This is a genomic window from Nocardia sp. NBC_01377 (genome assembly GCF_045040005.1).
Taxonomy (GTDB): Bacteria; Actinomycetota; Actinomycetes; order Mycobacteriales; family Mycobacteriaceae; genus Nocardia; species Nocardia noduli.
The window spans coordinates 1,409,383-1,425,387 of sequence record NZ_CP109566.1 but is presented as its reverse complement, the minus strand read 5'-3'; the positions used below and the strand labels follow the sequence as shown (position 1 = coordinate 1,425,387).

Here is a 16,005-nt window from a genome sequence, read left to right as displayed (position 1 = left end):
CACACATCCAATACATGCACTCATTCGCACTATTTTATCTTTCCGTCCTGTGCCTGCCAGGTCGCGAGCACCTAGGAACAGCCCATATCCGGGCCCCGAGGTGCCGCTGCCGCCGATCTCACTGCCGAAGGAGTCCGGAGATGACACCGCCACTGCCCACCGATGACAGCACCGCGCCGCTCCCGGGTCTGCCGGGACGCGTTGTGCGGGTGAGCGATCCGCACTTCGGTCAGGGTGATCCGTTCGTGGAGAACCTGGCCGATTTCCTGTTGTTCCTCGTGCCGCTGATGCTGGCCGCGATGCGGGAATGAATGCCCGAACAGCGCGCACGCAGTGCCGTGGACACCGCGACGATCATCGCCTCTCACGGCGACGACGCCCTCTACGGCGGTCGCCACCAGGGACCGGCCCGCACCGCCATCGCTCGCGCACTCGCCCTGGGCGCCTACTCCCCGGGCGGGATCACCCAGTTCGGAGTGCACGCCTGCCTGCACGACCATCCCGACTGCACCGCCACCCGATAACCGCCGCACCGGGCGACATCGTCCGCGAGGCCCTCGTCCTCCGAATGCCGGTCCTCGGCCGACGCTCGCCACCCATTCATGGCCGCGAACGCGCTGTCCCGCAGCGATTTCCGCCCGCCATCCGCGCTGGGTCGGGCGTTCACCGCTGGTCCCGGCTGTCCTTTCACTTCCGCCGAAAGGGGTTCTGTCATGCCCGAATCCGATCTTGCCGCCGCGTGTGCGGTGTGTGCAACGCGCCGGGCGGGTCCCCGATACCCCGTCGAGCAGCAACAGGTGTGTGGATCCTGCGTTGGCACGGTGGCGGTCTGTGACGGCTGCCACGAGCAGGCGCTGACACTGTCCGACACCGCGGAACAGACCCGGCTGTGCTCGCACTGCACGCCCGGCTGGTGCGACTGTGTCTCGTGTGCGCGGCTCAGCGCGCCGCACGAACGTACCGACTCCGATCACATCGTGTGTTGGAGGTGTGCGGAGGCGTTCTTCGACCGCTGCTTCGCCTGCGGGCGTCACAGCGCCGCGTCCCGCTACGTGTCCGGGGGTTTGCGGGCGTGCACGGTGTGCGCGGCCGGATTCGGCAGTTGTGACCGATGTGGGACGTTGCTGCGCGGATACGGCTCCTGTGACTGGTGCGCCAATCCCGCGCGGGTACGCAATTACAGCTTCAAACCCGATCCCCGCTTCCACGGCACCGGGCCGTTGTTCCTCGGCCTGGAACTCGAGATCGTGGTCCCCGACTACTGCCACGGCGACGCCGTGGAGGTGGCGACCGACCACTTGGACGGTCTCGGATATCTGAAGCGGGACTCCTCGATCCAGCCGGGTGGATTCGAGCTGGTCACACACCCGATGAGCTACCGGTATGCCTTGGCGTCGTTCCCGTGGACGTTGCTGGACGAGCTGGATGACCTCGGCTGCACGACCCATGCCGGAGTCGGGTTGCACGTGCACGCCTCCCGCGCCGGATTCGCCTCCCCCGCGCACATGTTCCGCTGGATGAAATTGTTGTACCGCAACGAATCCCAGCTCACCCGCCTGGCCGGGCGGCGCTCGCGTTACGCCCCGTTCGACCCGACCGCGCGCGCGAAGGTCAAAGACACCGCCAAGAACCACGTCCACGCGCTCGGGCTGGACCGGTATCAGGCGATCAACCCGCATCCGCGCCACACCCTGGAACTGCGGATCTTCTCTTCATCTCTTGAGGCAAGGCGGGTGCAAGCCGCGCTCGCGTTCACCGCAGCCTCGATCCACTACACCCGCGACCTGCGCATCGCCGATATCCGCGCCGGCGCGTGGGAGTGGGACGCCTTCGCCGCCTGGGTCGCCGCACGCCCGGTCTACCAGCCACTGTCCGACCAGCTACGTCACCTGGAGCTCGCATGTGCCTGCTGACCTACTTCCCACCCGGCGTCCAACCCGACCCCACGGCATTGCGGACCGGCGCGACGGTCAACCCGCACGGACACGGCTACGCGCTGATCATCGACGGCCGGATCCGCACCGGCCACAGCATGGAGCCCGACCCGCTGATCGCCGAATTCTTCGCGCTGCGCGCCGAACACCCGGAGGGGGCGGGGTTGTTCCATTCCCGCTACGCCACCCGCGGCGCCCGCTCGCTGGCCAACTGCCACCCTTTCCCATTCGGCCATGATCCGCGAACGGTGTTGGCGCACAACGGGACCCTGCCCAAACGGGTGCATCCACGCGCCTACGATCCGCGTTCGGACACCCGCATCGCCGCCGAGGACTATCTGCCGCACCAGCCGTTCGGGTCGATCGACACCCACCGCGGCGCACGCGGTCTGGCCTCCTGGCTGGGCAGCAGCAAACTGGTGATCCTGACCGTCGACCCCACCTACGCCCGCTGCGCCTACATCCTCAATGAGCAGGCCGGGATCTGGGAAGACGGGATCTGGTACTCCAACACCACCTACCAGCCGTTCTCACGGCGCAGACCGCAACACTTGCCGAGCGTGCGCTGCGACGGCTGCGGGCACGTCGACCTGTACCGATCCGGGCGCCACTGTGACACGTGCGGGTGGTGTTTCGACTGCTGGCAGAGCTTCCCCCACTGCGACTGCCTCACCACCACACCACGCACCACTACCCGCGCGGAAGCGATCGCTTTCCTGACCCGGTCCTCGGGCGGACGCCACCGCACCGCCCCTCTCTCCCCGACCAACGGCTGACACCCACCTCACACATCACCACATCCCGAGGATCCGCCGCTGCCGGTCCTCTGGAGTGCACCCCTTCCCTCGAAGCCCCGCGCACCGCCGACTCCCGGCCCGTGCGCGGGGCTTCGCCGTTTCCGTCGAAAGGTCGTGACCCGCCATGCCCACCGCCACCGTGCCCGAAGAGCAGTGCGAGGAGTGCTCACTGCCCGTGCCCGCCGATCACCTCGTGACCCTGATCGAGGGAGACCGATGGTGCCCGGACTGCGTATCCGACACCTACATCTGCCATGGTTGCGCCTCCCCGACGCGGCACACCAGCCACACCGTCGACGACACCTACCTGTGCTCACGCTGCCTGCTCGGCTGGCAGCGCTGCGAGCGCTGCGACCTGTTCGCCGAAGACCTCGTCTCGGTCGTGAGCGGCCCGCAGGTCTGCTCGGACTGCTCACAGCACTACGACCTGTGCACCGACTGCGGCGACCGCACCGACTTCACCTACACCGTCGACGGCGGCAGCGAGGTCTGCTCGGACTGCCGCAACGACTCCTACCACTACTGCTCCGACTGCGAACTGCTCATCCCTACCTGCGATTCGCGCTGCGAGGACTGCGCGCGCGGCAGCGACGACTACCGCGTGCACGACTACTACTACCGCCCGAACCCGGTCTTCCACGGCGACGGTCCGCTGTTCCTCGGCATGGAACTCGAACTCATCACCCCCAACTCGACCTTCACCGACGCCGTCGACCTCTCGATCGAGCACCTCGGTGGCCTGGGCTATCTGAAGGAGGACGGCTCGATCCGCCCGAACGGATTCGAGATGGTCACCCACCCGATGTCGTGGGACTACGCCCGCACCGACTTCCCGTGGCGGCTGTTGAACAAACTACGGCTGCTGGGCTGCCGCACCAACTCCTCGGTCGGCATCCACGTCCATGTCTCCCGCGCCGGATTCACCTCTTCCGCCCACATCTACCGGTGGCTGAAGTTCGTGTACCGCAACGAATCCCAGGTCTGCACCCTGGCGCGCCGCCGCGGCTCGGAGTGGGCGGAGTTCTCCCCCCAGGCGCGTGAGGCCGCGGCCGAGTTCGCGAAGGGCTCCACGGCCGGGTTCGGTCGCTACCAGGCGATCAACGTCTACCCCGAGCACACCTTCGAACTGCGGATCTTCGCCTCCTCGCTGGCTCCGCGCCAGGTCAAGGCGGCCCTCGGATTCGCCGCCGCCTCGGTCGAATACACCCGCACCCTCACTGCGGCCGAGGTCGCGCGCCGCCGCGGCTGGGAATGGTCGGCGTTCTGCGCCTGGCTGGGCGCGCGGCCCGAGTACAGCGATCTGCTCACCGAACTCCAGGAGCTGGCATGTGCATGCTGACCTTTTTCAAACCCGACACCACCCCCGATATGAACGCCCTGCGCAACGGCGCGGAATGTAACCCGCACGGACACGGCTACGCCCTGCTCACCGACAACGACACGATCACCGTCGGCCATAGTCTCGACGCCGAGACCGCGATCGGTGAATTCGCCGCCCTGCGTGTGCAATACCCGCACGGGCCCGCGCTGTTCCACTCCCGCTACGCCACCCACGGGCTACGCAGCCTCGATAACTGCCACCCGTTCCGTCTCGGTGGTGACGAGCGGACGGTGCTGGCACACAACGGTGTCCTGCCCTCCAACGTGCACCCGGCAGAGGGCGATCAGCGTTCCGATACCCGGATCGCGGCCGAGGACTTCCTACCCGCCGCGCCGTTCGGTTCGCTGGATTCCTGGACCGGCCGCGAGGGCCTCGAAAGATGGTTGGGCACCGACAAACTCGTACTGCTCACCGTCGATCCCGCCTACACCCACCGCGCCTACATCTTCAACGAGGCGCGCGGGCACTGGGAAACCGAAGCCGGGATCTGGTATTCGAATCGTGACTATCTCGACTACCGGTGGGGCTACGCCGCCGGCTGGGATTTCAGCTTCTGCGAGTTCTGCGGGGCGAACGACGACGACGGCGTCGGCCCGCACTGCGGGTTCTGTGGATTCTGCGCCGAATGCAAGAACCAGTTCCCGCACTGCGACTGCCCCGACCTCGACGGCCACGACCGCTACGCCGACCTGATCGACCTCGAATACGCCTGAGCCCCAGAGGGACCGGTTCCCCACCGAACCGGCCCCTCTGCTCACGCGTGGAACGGAGCACCGGCCATGCCCGACACTCTCAAACCATTACGTCTGCTGCTGGGCCTGCGTGGGCTGCTCTCCCGACAGATCACCACGGTCACCTCCACCGTCGGCACCAGTGCCGCGCTCGGTGATCCGGTGATCGGTCTGGTCACCGTCGAGTTGCACCGGCTGCGCCGCAGCGCGGGGCTGGCCACGATCACCACCCGCGGCGGACATCGCCACGACCGGGTCCGCGTCGCCGCGGTCGGCTGCCACCACACCGTCCTGCTGCGGCCCGGCGGCCGGATCCTGCTGCCGCTGCGCTTCATCGAAGCCCTCGCACCCCACACCCCCACGAGAGACGGAGTCCAACCGCGATGACCAACCTCGTCCCCAACCGCGGCTCCACCGCAGTGGTCACCGCGCGGGAGTCCACCGATGTCGACTGATCGCTACACCGCCCGGCTACGAGCCGACCCACGGTATGTGCCCTACCTACCCGAGATCGAGGCCGCCACCTCGGTCCTGGTCGTGGGTTATCACGCCGCCTTCGCGACCACGCCACGGCCCGGAACCCCGATCGCCGCGTTCGACGGCATCCCCGCCCACCACCCCGGGCTGGCGATGGCATTGATCCGCGTCGAGAACGCCGGGGCCTCAGCCAGAACCGATCCCGACGGCAACCCCAGGTGGGAGACCGATCCTTTCGGGATCGGCCTGCCCGAATTCGGGTGGCACCTGATCCCCGCCGAACACACCGGATCCCGGTGGGCCATCGCGGCGGGCTGGTGGGCTGCCGGTGGCCGCCAAGCCGTGCTCGCGCGCACGCTGACCACCCTGGTCCCCGGCACACCGACGGTCGTGGCCGTGCACGACCACGACCCGCACACCGGCCGCCGCTGGCAACCGTGATCGTCCACGCCACCGACCTGCTCGCCTGGATCGAGACGAACCTGCCCGACCTCGACACCGACCGCTACCACCCCTGGACCAGCGGCCCCACCCCGCCCGGCGCGCCCACCGCCCGGATCGAGGTCACCATCACCAGCCTCGGACACGAAGTTCGGCGGGTGTGCGTGCGGTTGTCCGCCGAACCCATCGAGCCCACGACGCCGTCGCCCCGGCCCCGGTGACCAGGACGGTCCTGGGGCTGTTTCCCGTACTCCCACTGAAGATTCGAGGTAGTCATGGTTCCCACGTCACCGTCGGGCCCGGATCGTGTGGCGGTCCCTGCCCGTCTGTCCGACGCGCGTCGGGCGCGTGGCCTAGTCGTCCCCTACATCACGCTGAGCCACCGCGATCCGGCACGACCGGTGTGGGGAATGCTGGATCCGGCCCGCGCACACCGGGCGCTGTGGGGTAAGCGGTGTCAGATCTGCGGTGAACCACTTACCGACCGGGTGGTGGTGTTCATCCGCTCGATCGACTACCTGCGTGGACTGGCGATCGAGCCCGGCAGCCACCCCGAATGCGGGCACTATTCCCGCCGTGCGTGCCCGATGCTGGCCGGGCAACAGCACCACTACCACGCCAACCCCGCGGTGCGGTTCGCCCGCTGCGACGATCCGGTCTGCGAATGCCGGTACTGGCAGCCGCGCGAGGCCGACCCGCGCGAACCCGCCCGCGACGGCCGACCCGCCGAAGCCTGGTACGAAGCATGGCTCGACCTCGCCGACTACCAAGTGATCGAAGACCCCGGCAACCAGACCACCGCACCCGCCGTCGGCATCGCACTGTCCAGGATCCGGTTCCTGCGGCTGCGCAAGATCCGCGACACCGCCGTCCCCGAGACCGACCGCCGTCGCGAGGCGCTCGATCAACTCATCGCCGCCAAAACACTGCTCGGCTTCTGACCACACCCCATTCCACGAGACGCGGAAGGAGTTCACCGCGTATGGATTTCGACGACCTCACCGCGCGGATCGCTACGGCGCTCGCGCCCGGGTGGCGCGTGCAGCGTCGCTCGACCGCTCTACGTCATGCCGTGCTGGCCGGTCCCGAAGACCAGTCACTGATCCTCGAACACGGCGACGATTCCCACCGCCGCAGCCGCCACGGACGCCTACTCATCGAAGGCGGCTACAGCCCGTTCGGCGCGTACCGGCACTCCGGGGACCCCGACCATCGCATCACCGTCGCGGCTCACCGGACACCCGAAGCGATCGCCGCCGACATCACCAGCCGCCTACTGCCCGACTACCGACAGACTCTCGCCGACTACCGGACCCGCGCCCACCACGACGCTGCCGCACTGACCCAGCGCGACGCGCTCGCCGATCAACTCGCGACGCTGCTGGCACCGGTCCGGCGTCCACAGCCCGACCACCTCGAATACGGCAGCACCGACGACCCGGTCTCCGGACGGATCCGTCTGCTCCACCATGGTGACGCCGAGGTCGAACTCCGGTTGAGTCGAGACCGCGTGGTCGAACTCGTCCGGCTTCTGGCCTCCCAACGCAAGAACACGAGGTCCTCGTGACCACCGCCCACCCCTCCACCGGTCACCTCGCCGATGCGCAGAAGCGGTGGCCCGCGGCGTTGGCGTGCGCGGCGCGCGGGTTTCGGGTGTTCCCACTGCACCCGGGCGCCAAGACACCCGCGATCGAGAACTGGAACGCCGCCGCGACCCTCGACGAGCGGCGTATCCGCTGGTGGTGGCACCGCTGGCCGGACGGCAACATCGGCATCGCCTGCGGGCCCAGTTCGTTGCACGTGCTCGATCTCGACACCGGCCACGACCAGCCACCACCCGCGCCGTGGACCGGAGCGCGCGACGGACGAGACGTGCTCGCGGACGTAGCCGACCAGGCCGGGCAGCCGCTTCCTGTGCCGACGTTCACCGTGGCTACCCCCTCTGGTGGCCTGCATCTGTATTACCGGGCTCCGCGAGAACCCTTGTTACGCAACACTGTGGCTCGTCTAGGCTGGCGGGTCGATAGCCGTGGCGAGGGCGGATACGTCGTCGCCCCCGGATCTGTCCTTCCCACCGGCCGGTACCGGGTCCTCGACGATCGCGCTCCCATACCGCTGCCGCAGTGGCTGATCCCCCTTCTCAGCCCACCACCACCACCGGCGCTCCCGGTATCGGCCGCGCAGATCACCCATCCCGACGCCTACGTCGCCGCCGCCCTGCGCAACCAAGCCGACCGGATCTCGCACGCGCGCACCGGGACCCGGCATCGGGCGGTGCTGCTGGCCGCCAACAGCCTGGGGCGGCTCGTCGGGGCGGGGGTGCTCGACCGCGACCACGCCTACACGGTTCTGTTCGACGCCGCCGCACGTCATGTCGGCGTCGACGGATTCACCGAGATCGAAGCCGCCCGCACCATCGACGACGGCCTCACCTACGCCGCGCACCGCACGGCGACCCGCCCACACCGGCACTGACACACCCCACCGCGTCGCCCCGGTACCGCCTTTCACACCGACGGTGTGCCGCGTTCCCGGCCCGCCAATCGGCGCGCGCTATTTCAGATGAGGAGTTGATTTCCGTGATGTCATCGATCGATTTGTGGTTTCCGTTGGATCAGGTGTGGCCGATCGCCGAGCACGCGATGGCCGCACCGGAGCATTCCTGGTCTCCCTACGACACCGAGAATCCGGCGGTTCCGGCGTTGATCTGGGCCAAGGACGAGGGCACCTACCTGCTCAGCAACAAATAGGCGGAATTGCATTCAACGCAACAATTGGTCACATGCGGACACCAGGATATCACCTGGTCAGTGCGGTGATCTTGTGAGGGTGTCTGCGATGTCCGGACTCTCCCAACTGCGCCTGGACACGCGGCACATCAATGTTGCATCGGTTACAACGCTCGTGTGACCTTGCAGCCACCTGGTTCGGCGCGGTTGGTACTGGTCGGGAACGTGGTCCACCTGGACCCGGCTCCGGCGGTGTTCGAGGCGATGTTGGAAGGCTGGCGCCGCCAGCAGTCGGCCCGATACCTGAAGGGTGCGACGATCGGGCCTCGCTTGCGTCTGATCCGGCGGATGGCCCTGTTCACCGGCTTGTATCCCTGGCAGTGGACACCGGTCGAGGGCGAGGCGTTCATCGATCAGCTGCGCAACGGCGACTGTCCGCGCGCGGTGTCGACGGCGCGGGGTTACGAAGTGACGATCGGCCTGTTCCTGGAATTCCTGCTCGATGCCCGCTACGGCTGGGCTCAGGTGTGTGAGCAGCGCTTCGGTGAGGTGCCCGCGCAGGTCTTCCACGAGGGCAACTCGATCCTTCACCGGGTCGACTACGAGGGAGATCCGCGGCGTCGACCGTTGACCTACGACGAGGTCCAAGCTCTGTTCGACGCAGCCGACGCCAGGCCGGGCCGGATCGTCGAACGCGGCGTGAAAGGTGCGCTCGGCGCGGCCCGCGACGCCGCGGTGCTGAAAACGGTCTACGCCTACGGCCTGCGCCGCACCGAGACATCGAAACTGGACTTGGTCGATCTGCGCCGAAACCCGAAAGCACCACAGTTCAACGGATTCGGATCGGTCATGGTCCGATACGGCAAGTCCTCGAAAGGGTCGCCGCCGAAGCGGCGCACCGTGCTGCTGGTGCCCGAAATGGACTGGATCGTCGATGTTCTCGACTATTGGCTGACCGATCTGCGGCCACGGTTCTGCCCGGGTCGGCATCCGGCACTCTGGATCACCGAACGCATCGGCCGACTTTCGCCGAGATCGATCAACGAGGCGTTCGTCGCGGCCAAACGCGCCGCGGGCCTCGAGGAGCACCTCGACGTCCACTGTCTACGACATTCGGCCGTCACGCACTGGACCGAATTCGGTTATCCCCCGAGGTTTGTCCAGGAGCAAGTCGGTCATGCGCATGCTGCCACGACTGCGATTTACACCGGCGTGTCCGACGAGTTCCGCAACCGGCTGCTACTCGCTTCGCTCAAAGGGCGTCTGGGCGCCGCTTGGGATGTGAGGGCATGAACAAGAAGATGGGCTACCGCTGGCGGCTGCGGGATTTGATGGCCGATCAGCAGATGTTCCAGACCTCGAATCTGGTCCCGTTGCTGGCCGAACGCGGCATCGTCTTGTCGCGCGAGCAGGTCTATCGCCTGGTCACCACCGCGCCGCAGCGGCTGAGTATGGACGTCCTGGTCGCGCTCTGCGACATTCTCGCCTGCACTCCCAACGACCTCATCCAGCCCGAGCCCGTCAATCAGCAGATCCGCAAAACCGCTGGCGCGCAGGCAGAACCGACTCCGATCGCTTCCCGCCGCAGCGTGATTCGCAAGCCGGGCAAGCAGTGACCCGCCCGGGAGCCCTCGCCGCCGCGCGGGAGCGGCTGATCGGCATTCTCCACGAGACCATCGGCCCCCAACTGACCACGGAGGCCGCCCAGACCATGCTCGAACAGGCCAAAGCCTGGAGCCCTGGCGGCGCGCGCACGCTGGATCGTCATATCGCCGAGCATCCGGACGCGTTCCTGACACCCTCGCCGCACTGCCCGACATCGTTGCCACGGCTGCTGAGAGCGCTCACGGCTTCCGGATTCGGCGACAAGGTCGTGCTGCTGGGCTGCGCCCGCTGCGGACGAACCGACGTCGTCCTGAACAGCCTCACTCCGGACGGACGATGCTGCCCCCGCTGCGCTGTCCGGTTGCGCCCCTGCGCGCGTTGTCATTCCGACGGCGAGATCGTCGCTCGCCGTCGCGAGGGGCCGATCTGTCGACGCTGCTACACCAAGGACCCGGAGTTCATCACCGAATGCGCAGGCTGCGGTCGCATCCGGATACCGGCCAAACGGCTCGACAACGGCGACGCGCTCTGCCAGACCTGCATCCCCAAGCAATTACAACCGTGTTCGCACTGCGGCCGGACCCGGCCCGTTCACGCCCACACCCTCAAGGGACCAACCTGCCGCAGCTGCCACACCACCCCGCCGAGGCTCTGCGGCGTCTGCGGACAGATCCGTCCGATCGGCGCCCGCGCCGACGGCAACGGGCGCCCGGACATCTGCCGCCGTTGCTATCGCCACCTGGGCGATTGTGTTGTCTGTGGTCGGCACCGTCATGGCAGCAATGTCGGAGGCGGGCAATTCCAGTGCAGTTCATGCAGCCCCAGACCGGTCCGAGCCTGCGCTCTCTGCGGAGCAACCGCAATCACCAACACGACATGGCCATTGGGGCCGGTCTGTCGTCGTTGCTACTACCAGCGGCGGGCCAATCCCGCGCCCTGCCGCGCCTGCGGACACACCAGAGTGCTGGTCGGGCCTGGCGATATCTGCGCCGTCTGCGCTGGAACCGACCTGGATCTCACCTGCAGGACCTGCGGCAAAGAGGGCCACAACTTCTTCGACGGCCGCTGCGAGGGATGCGTCGCGACCCAGCGAATCCACGATCTTCTCTCCGACAAGGACGGAACACTCCTTCCAGCCCTGCAACCACTCGCGCAAGCCCTCACCACCGCACATCCGAGCACAGTGCTCACCTGGCTCCAACGCAGCGCCTCCTCTCTGCTGCTGGCAGGACTGGTCGTCGACCGGGTCGAAATCTCCCATGCAGTGCTCGACAGACTTCCCCAGGACGCCAGCACTCGACGAGTCCGTGACCTGCTGGTCACCACCGCAATCCTGCAGCCCCGCAACGAGAATCTTGCCCAGCTGCAGCTCTGGGTCGAACGCACCACACCGACCCTGCCGCCCCAGCACCAGCCGGTCATCCGAGCTTTCGCCGAATGGTATGTCCTGCGCCGCGCCCGCCAGCGAGCCGACCGCAGACCCTATCGAGAAGCCGCTGCCGCCCAAGCCCGCTACCGAATTCGCACCGCCGCCCTGTTCCTTCAATGGCTCGACACCACCGACACCCCACTGGCCGACCTCACCCAGCACCACATCGACACCTGGTTCGACGCCAACCCCGGCAAATGCGGAGTAATCGTCGTGTTTCTCGACTGGCTTCGCCGACGCCACCTCATCGGCGACATAGACATCCCACGACGAAAAGACAGTCTGCCCAGACAATTCCACGATCAGCACGAGCAGGAGAGTCAGCTGCGCCGCTGTCTCACCGATGACTCCATTCCTTTACCGGTACGAGTCGCTGGCGCGTTGATCAGGCTCTACGCCCTGTCCCTGGTCCGCATCGTCGAAATCACCGCCGACCAACTCCACCGCGACGACACCCACAGCTATCTCCATATCGATCAACACCCAGTCATCCTGCCGCCAACACTTTCTCGGCTGTTCGATCAGCTGATCACCCAGGGCGGATTGACTTCCATGGTCCGGCACGTCACTCGAGACCAACCCACCTACCTGTTCCGCGGCCGGCCTGGCGGCCGTCCACGGAACAGCGCGGGCCTCGCCGTCCTGTTGAAGGAACACGGGCTTCCAAGCATCGCCGCAAGGAACACAGCGATGATGGCCAACATCACCGATCTCGACGCAGCAGTGGTCAGCGACCTGTTCGGAATTCACCCCGCGACCGCGCACCGATGGGCTCGATTCGCCAAAACAAGCTGGGCCGACTACCTCTCCCACGCACCCTGAAACCCCGGCCTACCAACAGGAATACCGCAACACTCGAATATCACTCTCCACCGGTTGGCCGCCCCCGCCAACTCGACCCACACCGGCCCGGCCACTCGATCACCTGCCACGCCGTGGGCTGGACCGACTCCCACACCGGCCTGGGCACCACCGCGGTCGGCGGTGACGACTTCGCCGAATACATCACCCTGACCGACCCCGACGAAACGACCCCACCGTTGATCGACCTGATCCGCGAATTCGCACCACACCACGGATGGCTCATCCTCCTCGTCGAGGAAAGCAAATACTCCATCGCCATTCAACGCCCCGGACCGACCGGTCCACACTCCTGACCCCTGCCGAAGACGCCCGAATCCGGCCTCTTCCACCGACGGTCACTTCCCGGTCGGTGATCGGTGACCGCTCTCCCTCATCGCGCACCACCCGCCGGGTGGTGTCTTCTTCCCGACTCACACCACGGAGGATCCGTCATGTCCAATCCTGTGACCGTGCAGGTCGTGACCCGCACCGAGTACGAGCAGCTGCTCGAGCGCGGGTATGCCGGTGCGCTCTCCGCGCTGACCGAGGACCGGGTCAGCGCGGACTGGCGGGATCGGTTCCCGGACTGGCGCGCCCGCAACTGGGTCTACACCGACACTGCCGGTGACGGGGTACTGCGCCTGGCCCCGCTCAACGTGACCCGCCAGCGCCGCGCCGCCGCCTGAGACCCGCACCCACCCAACCCATCCGGATATCGACGCCCACCCTTGCCCTCGGCGCGTTCACGCCCTCGGGTGGGCGTCGACTCACTTTCCGAGGAGTTCACCGATGAGTACCGCTTCCCTGTCCCTCGTCGCCGACACCATCGAGACATCCGACCAGCCCGACACCGACCAGACCACCACCACCGACACCGACCCCATCGGGGAGAACGCGGACGTGGAGTTGGTGGCGCCGCCGGAAGCGGTGGCGGAGTACAAGAATCCGCACGAGCTGATCATCGATGAGAACGTGCGGATGAGTTTCGATCTGGACGACTACCCCGAGCAGGAAGCCTCGATCCGCGTGCGGGGAGTGCGGGCACCGGCGCTGGCGCAGCGCGGAGCGGACGGAAAGATCCGTGTCTACGACGGGCAGCTGCGGGTCCTGTTGGCCCGCAGAGTCGGACTCGAGTCGGTGCCGGTGTGGATCACTCCCGCCGATCCCGATGTCGAAGACAACGAACAGCGTATCGAGCGCCTGCTGGATCAGATCACCCTCAACGACCGACGCATCCCACTACCCGAGGTCGACCGCGCCCGCGGGATCGCAATGATGCTCGAACTCGGCGCGACCCCGACCCGGATCGCGCAAGGGCTGGCACGCAAACGTGGCGAGGTCACCAAGACCGGTGCGATCGGCGCGTCCCAGACCGCGACCCGACTGCTGGCCGAGCAGCAGTTCGATCTCGACCAACTCGCGGTCATCGCCAACTACGACACCCGCGGCGACACCGACGCCGTGACACGTCTCGAAAACGCCGGACGCTGGAACTTCGCCTACACCCGCCGCCTGATTGACAACGAACGCACCACCACCAAGGATCGGCTCGAGACCGGGCTCGCCTACGCGGTCTACGGATTCGGCATCCTCACCAACGAACCCAACCCCGACACCGGATACCTGCCGATCGACCGGCTGGTCACCGAGGCGGGCGAGCCGGTCACCGTCGAGCACCTCTACACCGACCCGACCCTCTGGGTGGTATGGCTGGCCGTCGAACGCGGCCGACTGCTCATCGACACCGAAACCGGTGCCCACGTCGCGATCGAGGACGTGGACTGGAACACGCGCGGCAATCCCGCCGCCCAACCTGGCGAGGGGTTGCGCCACGTCGACACCGTCACCCGCGCCGACGAGTGGACACCGACCTACTACCTGCCCGAGAAAGCTTTGCCCGGTAGCGGATTCACCCTCGTCGCAACCGAGCCCGATCCGGAGGCCGAAGCCTCTGCCGTGGCTGCCCGGGAGCAGGCACGGTTGGATCGGCGGCGGGTACGCGTGCTCAACGAACGCGGCGAGGCGGCCAACGAACGTCGCCACGAGTTCCTGCCACGTTTACTCGCCGGAGCCACACTGCCGCGTGACACCGCGGCCTTCGTCGCCGAAACCCTCGCTCACCGACTCGGCGTCGACGAACGAGCACAAGTGAGCGCGCTGCTGGGTATCGAGGCCAGCAGCGAGGCACTCGTGGTCGCGATCAGGGCGGCGTCGCCGAATCGGGCGTGGAAGATCGTGCTCGCCATGCAGGTCGCCATCGCCGAACTGAAGATCGGCAAGAGCCTGTGGCGCGACGGGGGCGAGTCCACCGGGCGGTATCTGCGGTTTCTGTCCGAGGCCGCCACCGAACTCACCATACGCACCGGCGACACCGACTTCGCTCTGGTCGAGGTCGAACAAGCCGCCGCCGGACTCATCGACTACCGCGACATCAATATCGAGTCCTGAACCCACACAACCACCGACCGGCCCGCCACCGATCCTCGTGGCGGGCCGGTACGCGTTGTGTCCCAACCGAACAGAAAAGGAAACACCCTTATGGCCGGAGACACGAGCATCACCGTGACAGGAAATCTGACCGCCTCGCCAGAGCTGAGGTTCACACCCTCGGGCGTCGCTGTCGCCAATTTCACCGTCGCCTCGACCCCCCGGTATTTCGACCGCACCAGCAATGACTGGAAAGACGGCGATGCACTGTTCCTGCGCTGCAATGTCTGGCGCGAGGCCGCCGAGAACGTGGCTGAGAGCCTGACCAGGGGCTCACGGGTGATAGTCAGTGGGCGTCTGAAGCAGCGCAACTGGACAACCGACGACGGCCACAACCGCAGCACCATAGAACTCGAGATCGACGAGGTCGGCCCGTCGCTGCGTTACGCCACCGCCACGATCAACCGCGTCCCCCGCAACCCCGACCCGGGCGACAACAACAACCGTCGCTCGGCCGGACGGCCCGCCACGCAGGAGCGCTCCGGCGATCTCGTCGGCGCGAGTGTCGGTACCGGTTCCGGCTCCGAGGATCCGTGGGCGTTCACCGGATCGGATTCCTTCGGCGGGCCCGGCGAGTCGCCGTCCTTCTAACACAGCGCACCGACCTTGTGATGCCCGGCGCGGCCGATTCTGTGCTGCCGCCGGGCATCGTCGCGCCCCCGGACCTGTCAACGACACCGCTCGACCGCCAGCCTCACTGCCATCTCGAGGAGGAACCGCTATGCCCAGCACCACGATCCCAACCACCCACTCCCAGGATTTCAGCGCCGTGCCCGGATACCGCCCCGACGAACCGAATCCCGTCTACGCCGCGCTCGCCGGAGCGGTCATGGTCCCTATCGCCGACGAACTCGCCGCCTGGGCACGCCCGATACCCGAGTTCGGACACGATCTGCGACTGGTCGCAGCACCCAGTCCGGCCACCGACGCCGTGCGCACCGATCCGGACGCCGTCGCGGCCCGACGCGCCCGCCACACCCCGCGCGCGACCCCTGTGGCGTTGCGTCATCGGGTCCGTGACGCCCACACCGCGGCGAACCGCCGCAGGGCCGAGGCCGACCTCGACGCCTACTTCGCCGACCGCGAACCGTTAGCGGCCTGAGAAGAGGCCGGGTCGAGAAGGAGTCGGGTCGGGGTGTCCGGGGTGTTCG

The 16,005-nt window shown here is 67.2% G+C and carries 21 protein-coding genes; all 21 read left to right on the top strand.

Annotated features, from left to right (window positions below):
• Positions 1-140: 140 nt before the first annotated feature.
• On the top strand, positions 141-311 hold the full coding sequence (locus tag OG225_RS06625; RefSeq protein ID WP_405180855.1) for a hypothetical protein: 171 nt from the start codon (positions 141-143) through the stop codon (positions 309-311).
• Positions 312-524, top strand: a complete 213-nt coding sequence (locus OG225_RS06620; RefSeq protein WP_405180854.1) for a hypothetical protein — start codon at positions 312-314, stop codon at positions 522-524. It begins immediately after the preceding gene.
• Positions 525-977: 453 nt separating this feature from the next.
• Positions 978-1,913 carry a hypothetical protein gene (locus OG225_RS06615; protein WP_405180853.1) on the top strand — a complete coding sequence of 312 codons (936 nt, stop codon included), beginning with the start codon at positions 978-980 and terminating at the stop codon, positions 1,911-1,913.
• Complete coding sequence (locus OG225_RS06610) at positions 1,901-2,710, top strand: class II glutamine amidotransferase (RefSeq protein WP_405180852.1); 810 nt, start codon at positions 1,901-1,903, stop codon at positions 2,708-2,710. Before OG225_RS06615 ends, OG225_RS06610 begins: the two co-directional genes overlap by 13 nt.
• Positions 2,711-2,855: 145 nt before the next feature.
• Positions 2,856-4,070 carry a hypothetical protein gene (locus OG225_RS06605; protein WP_405180851.1) on the top strand — a complete coding sequence of 405 codons (1,215 nt, stop codon included), beginning with the start codon at positions 2,856-2,858 and terminating at the stop codon, positions 4,068-4,070.
• Positions 4,064-4,825 (top strand): hypothetical protein, encoded by a 762-nt coding sequence (locus OG225_RS06600; RefSeq protein ID WP_405180850.1) that lies wholly within the window; start codon positions 4,064-4,066, stop codon positions 4,823-4,825. Before OG225_RS06605 ends, OG225_RS06600 begins: the two co-directional genes overlap by 7 nt.
• 66 nt (positions 4,826-4,891) lie before the next feature.
• Positions 4,892-5,230, top strand: coding sequence for a hypothetical protein (locus OG225_RS06595; RefSeq protein ID WP_405180849.1), 339 nt, complete (start codon positions 4,892-4,894; stop codon positions 5,228-5,230).
• 57 nt (positions 5,231-5,287) lie between these two features.
• Entirely contained in the window at positions 5,288-5,761 is a 474-nt protein-coding gene (locus OG225_RS06590; protein WP_405180848.1) for a hypothetical protein, read from the top strand.
• Positions 5,758-5,982 (top strand): hypothetical protein, encoded by a 225-nt coding sequence (locus OG225_RS06585; protein ID WP_405180847.1) that lies wholly within the window; start codon positions 5,758-5,760, stop codon positions 5,980-5,982. The genes OG225_RS06590 and OG225_RS06585 overlap by 4 nt, the downstream gene beginning before the upstream one ends.
• Before the next feature lie 54 nt (positions 5,983-6,036).
• Positions 6,037-6,702: a hypothetical protein gene (locus tag OG225_RS06580; RefSeq protein ID WP_405180846.1), complete on the top strand. Its 666-nt coding sequence runs from the start codon at positions 6,037-6,039 to the stop codon at positions 6,700-6,702.
• A gap of 41 nt (positions 6,703-6,743) precedes the next feature.
• Positions 6,744-7,328: a hypothetical protein gene (locus OG225_RS06575; RefSeq protein WP_405180845.1), complete on the top strand. Its 585-nt coding sequence runs from the start codon at positions 6,744-6,746 to the stop codon at positions 7,326-7,328.
• Positions 7,325-8,236: a bifunctional DNA primase/polymerase gene (locus tag OG225_RS06570; RefSeq protein ID WP_405180844.1), complete on the top strand. Its 912-nt coding sequence runs from the start codon at positions 7,325-7,327 to the stop codon at positions 8,234-8,236. The genes OG225_RS06575 and OG225_RS06570 overlap by 4 nt, the downstream gene beginning before the upstream one ends.
• A gap of 107 nt (positions 8,237-8,343) precedes the next feature.
• Complete coding sequence (locus OG225_RS06565; RefSeq protein ID WP_405180843.1) at positions 8,344-8,511, top strand: hypothetical protein; 168 nt, start codon at positions 8,344-8,346, stop codon at positions 8,509-8,511.
• Positions 8,512-8,754: 243 nt separating this feature from the next.
• The gene (locus tag OG225_RS06560) at positions 8,755-9,783 is read left to right on the top strand and encodes a tyrosine-type recombinase/integrase (protein ID WP_405183210.1); all 1,029 of its coding nucleotides are present in this window, start codon (positions 8,755-8,757) and stop codon (positions 9,781-9,783) included.
• Positions 9,780-10,106, top strand: coding sequence for a helix-turn-helix domain-containing protein (locus OG225_RS06555; RefSeq protein ID WP_405180842.1), 327 nt, complete (start codon positions 9,780-9,782; stop codon positions 10,104-10,106). The genes OG225_RS06560 and OG225_RS06555 overlap by 4 nt, the downstream gene beginning before the upstream one ends.
• A complete protein-coding gene (locus OG225_RS06550) occupies positions 10,103-12,346 on the top strand; it encodes an XRE family transcriptional regulator (RefSeq protein WP_405180841.1) in 2,244 nt (747 codons plus the stop codon). Before OG225_RS06555 ends, OG225_RS06550 begins: the two co-directional genes overlap by 4 nt.
• 113 nt (positions 12,347-12,459) lie before the next feature.
• Entirely contained in the window at positions 12,460-12,681 is a 222-nt protein-coding gene (locus OG225_RS06545) for a hypothetical protein (RefSeq protein ID WP_405180840.1), read from the top strand.
• Positions 12,682-12,819: 138 nt separating this feature from the next.
• Positions 12,820-13,053, top strand: coding sequence for a hypothetical protein (locus OG225_RS06540; RefSeq protein WP_405180839.1), 234 nt, complete (start codon positions 12,820-12,822; stop codon positions 13,051-13,053).
• 103 nt (positions 13,054-13,156) lie between these two features.
• On the top strand, positions 13,157-14,815 hold the full coding sequence (locus OG225_RS06535) for a ParB/RepB/Spo0J family partition protein (RefSeq protein ID WP_405180838.1): 1,659 nt from the start codon (positions 13,157-13,159) through the stop codon (positions 14,813-14,815).
• Between the two features lie 90 nt (positions 14,816-14,905).
• Positions 14,906-15,445: a single-stranded DNA-binding protein gene (locus tag OG225_RS06530; protein WP_405180837.1), complete on the top strand. Its 540-nt coding sequence runs from the start codon at positions 14,906-14,908 to the stop codon at positions 15,443-15,445.
• A gap of 130 nt (positions 15,446-15,575) precedes the next feature.
• A complete protein-coding gene (locus OG225_RS06525) occupies positions 15,576-15,956 on the top strand; it encodes a hypothetical protein (protein WP_405180836.1) in 381 nt (126 codons plus the stop codon).
• Positions 15,957-16,005: the final 49 nt, after the last annotated feature.

Bases quoted from the DNA above. Each gene is read 5' to 3' on its own strand.
- OG225_RS06625 (WP_405180855.1), top strand. From the start codon at position 141: ATGACACCGCCACTGCCCACCGATGACAGCACCGCGCCGCTCCCGGGT.
- OG225_RS06620 (WP_405180854.1), top strand. From the start codon at position 312: ATGCCCGAACAGCGCGCACGCAGTGCCGTGGACACCGCGACGATCATC.
- OG225_RS06610 (WP_405180852.1), top strand. From the start codon at position 1,901: ATGTGCCTGCTGACCTACTTCCCACCCGGCGTCCAACCCGACCCCACG.
- OG225_RS06605 (WP_405180851.1), top strand. From the start codon at position 2,856: ATGCCCACCGCCACCGTGCCCGAAGAGCAGTGCGAGGAGTGCTCACTG.
- OG225_RS06600 (WP_405180850.1), top strand. From the start codon at position 4,064: ATGCTGACCTTTTTCAAACCCGACACCACCCCCGATATGAACGCCCTG.
- OG225_RS06595 (WP_405180849.1), top strand. From the start codon at position 4,892: ATGCCCGACACTCTCAAACCATTACGTCTGCTGCTGGGCCTGCGTGGG.
- OG225_RS06590 (WP_405180848.1), top strand. From the start codon at position 5,288: ATGTCGACTGATCGCTACACCGCCCGGCTACGAGCCGACCCACGGTAT.
- OG225_RS06580 (WP_405180846.1), top strand. From the start codon at position 6,037: ATGGTTCCCACGTCACCGTCGGGCCCGGATCGTGTGGCGGTCCCTGCC.
- OG225_RS06575 (WP_405180845.1), top strand. From the start codon at position 6,744: ATGGATTTCGACGACCTCACCGCGCGGATCGCTACGGCGCTCGCGCCC.
- OG225_RS06565 (WP_405180843.1), top strand. From the start codon at position 8,344: ATGTCATCGATCGATTTGTGGTTTCCGTTGGATCAGGTGTGGCCGATC.
- OG225_RS06560 (WP_405183210.1), top strand. From the start codon at position 8,755: ATGTTGGAAGGCTGGCGCCGCCAGCAGTCGGCCCGATACCTGAAGGGT.
- OG225_RS06555 (WP_405180842.1), top strand. From the start codon at position 9,780: ATGAACAAGAAGATGGGCTACCGCTGGCGGCTGCGGGATTTGATGGCC.
- OG225_RS06540 (WP_405180839.1), top strand. From the start codon at position 12,820: ATGTCCAATCCTGTGACCGTGCAGGTCGTGACCCGCACCGAGTACGAG.
- OG225_RS06535 (WP_405180838.1), top strand. From the start codon at position 13,157: ATGAGTACCGCTTCCCTGTCCCTCGTCGCCGACACCATCGAGACATCC.
- OG225_RS06530 (WP_405180837.1), top strand. From the start codon at position 14,906: ATGGCCGGAGACACGAGCATCACCGTGACAGGAAATCTGACCGCCTCG.
- OG225_RS06525 (WP_405180836.1), top strand. From the start codon at position 15,576: ATGCCCAGCACCACGATCCCAACCACCCACTCCCAGGATTTCAGCGCC.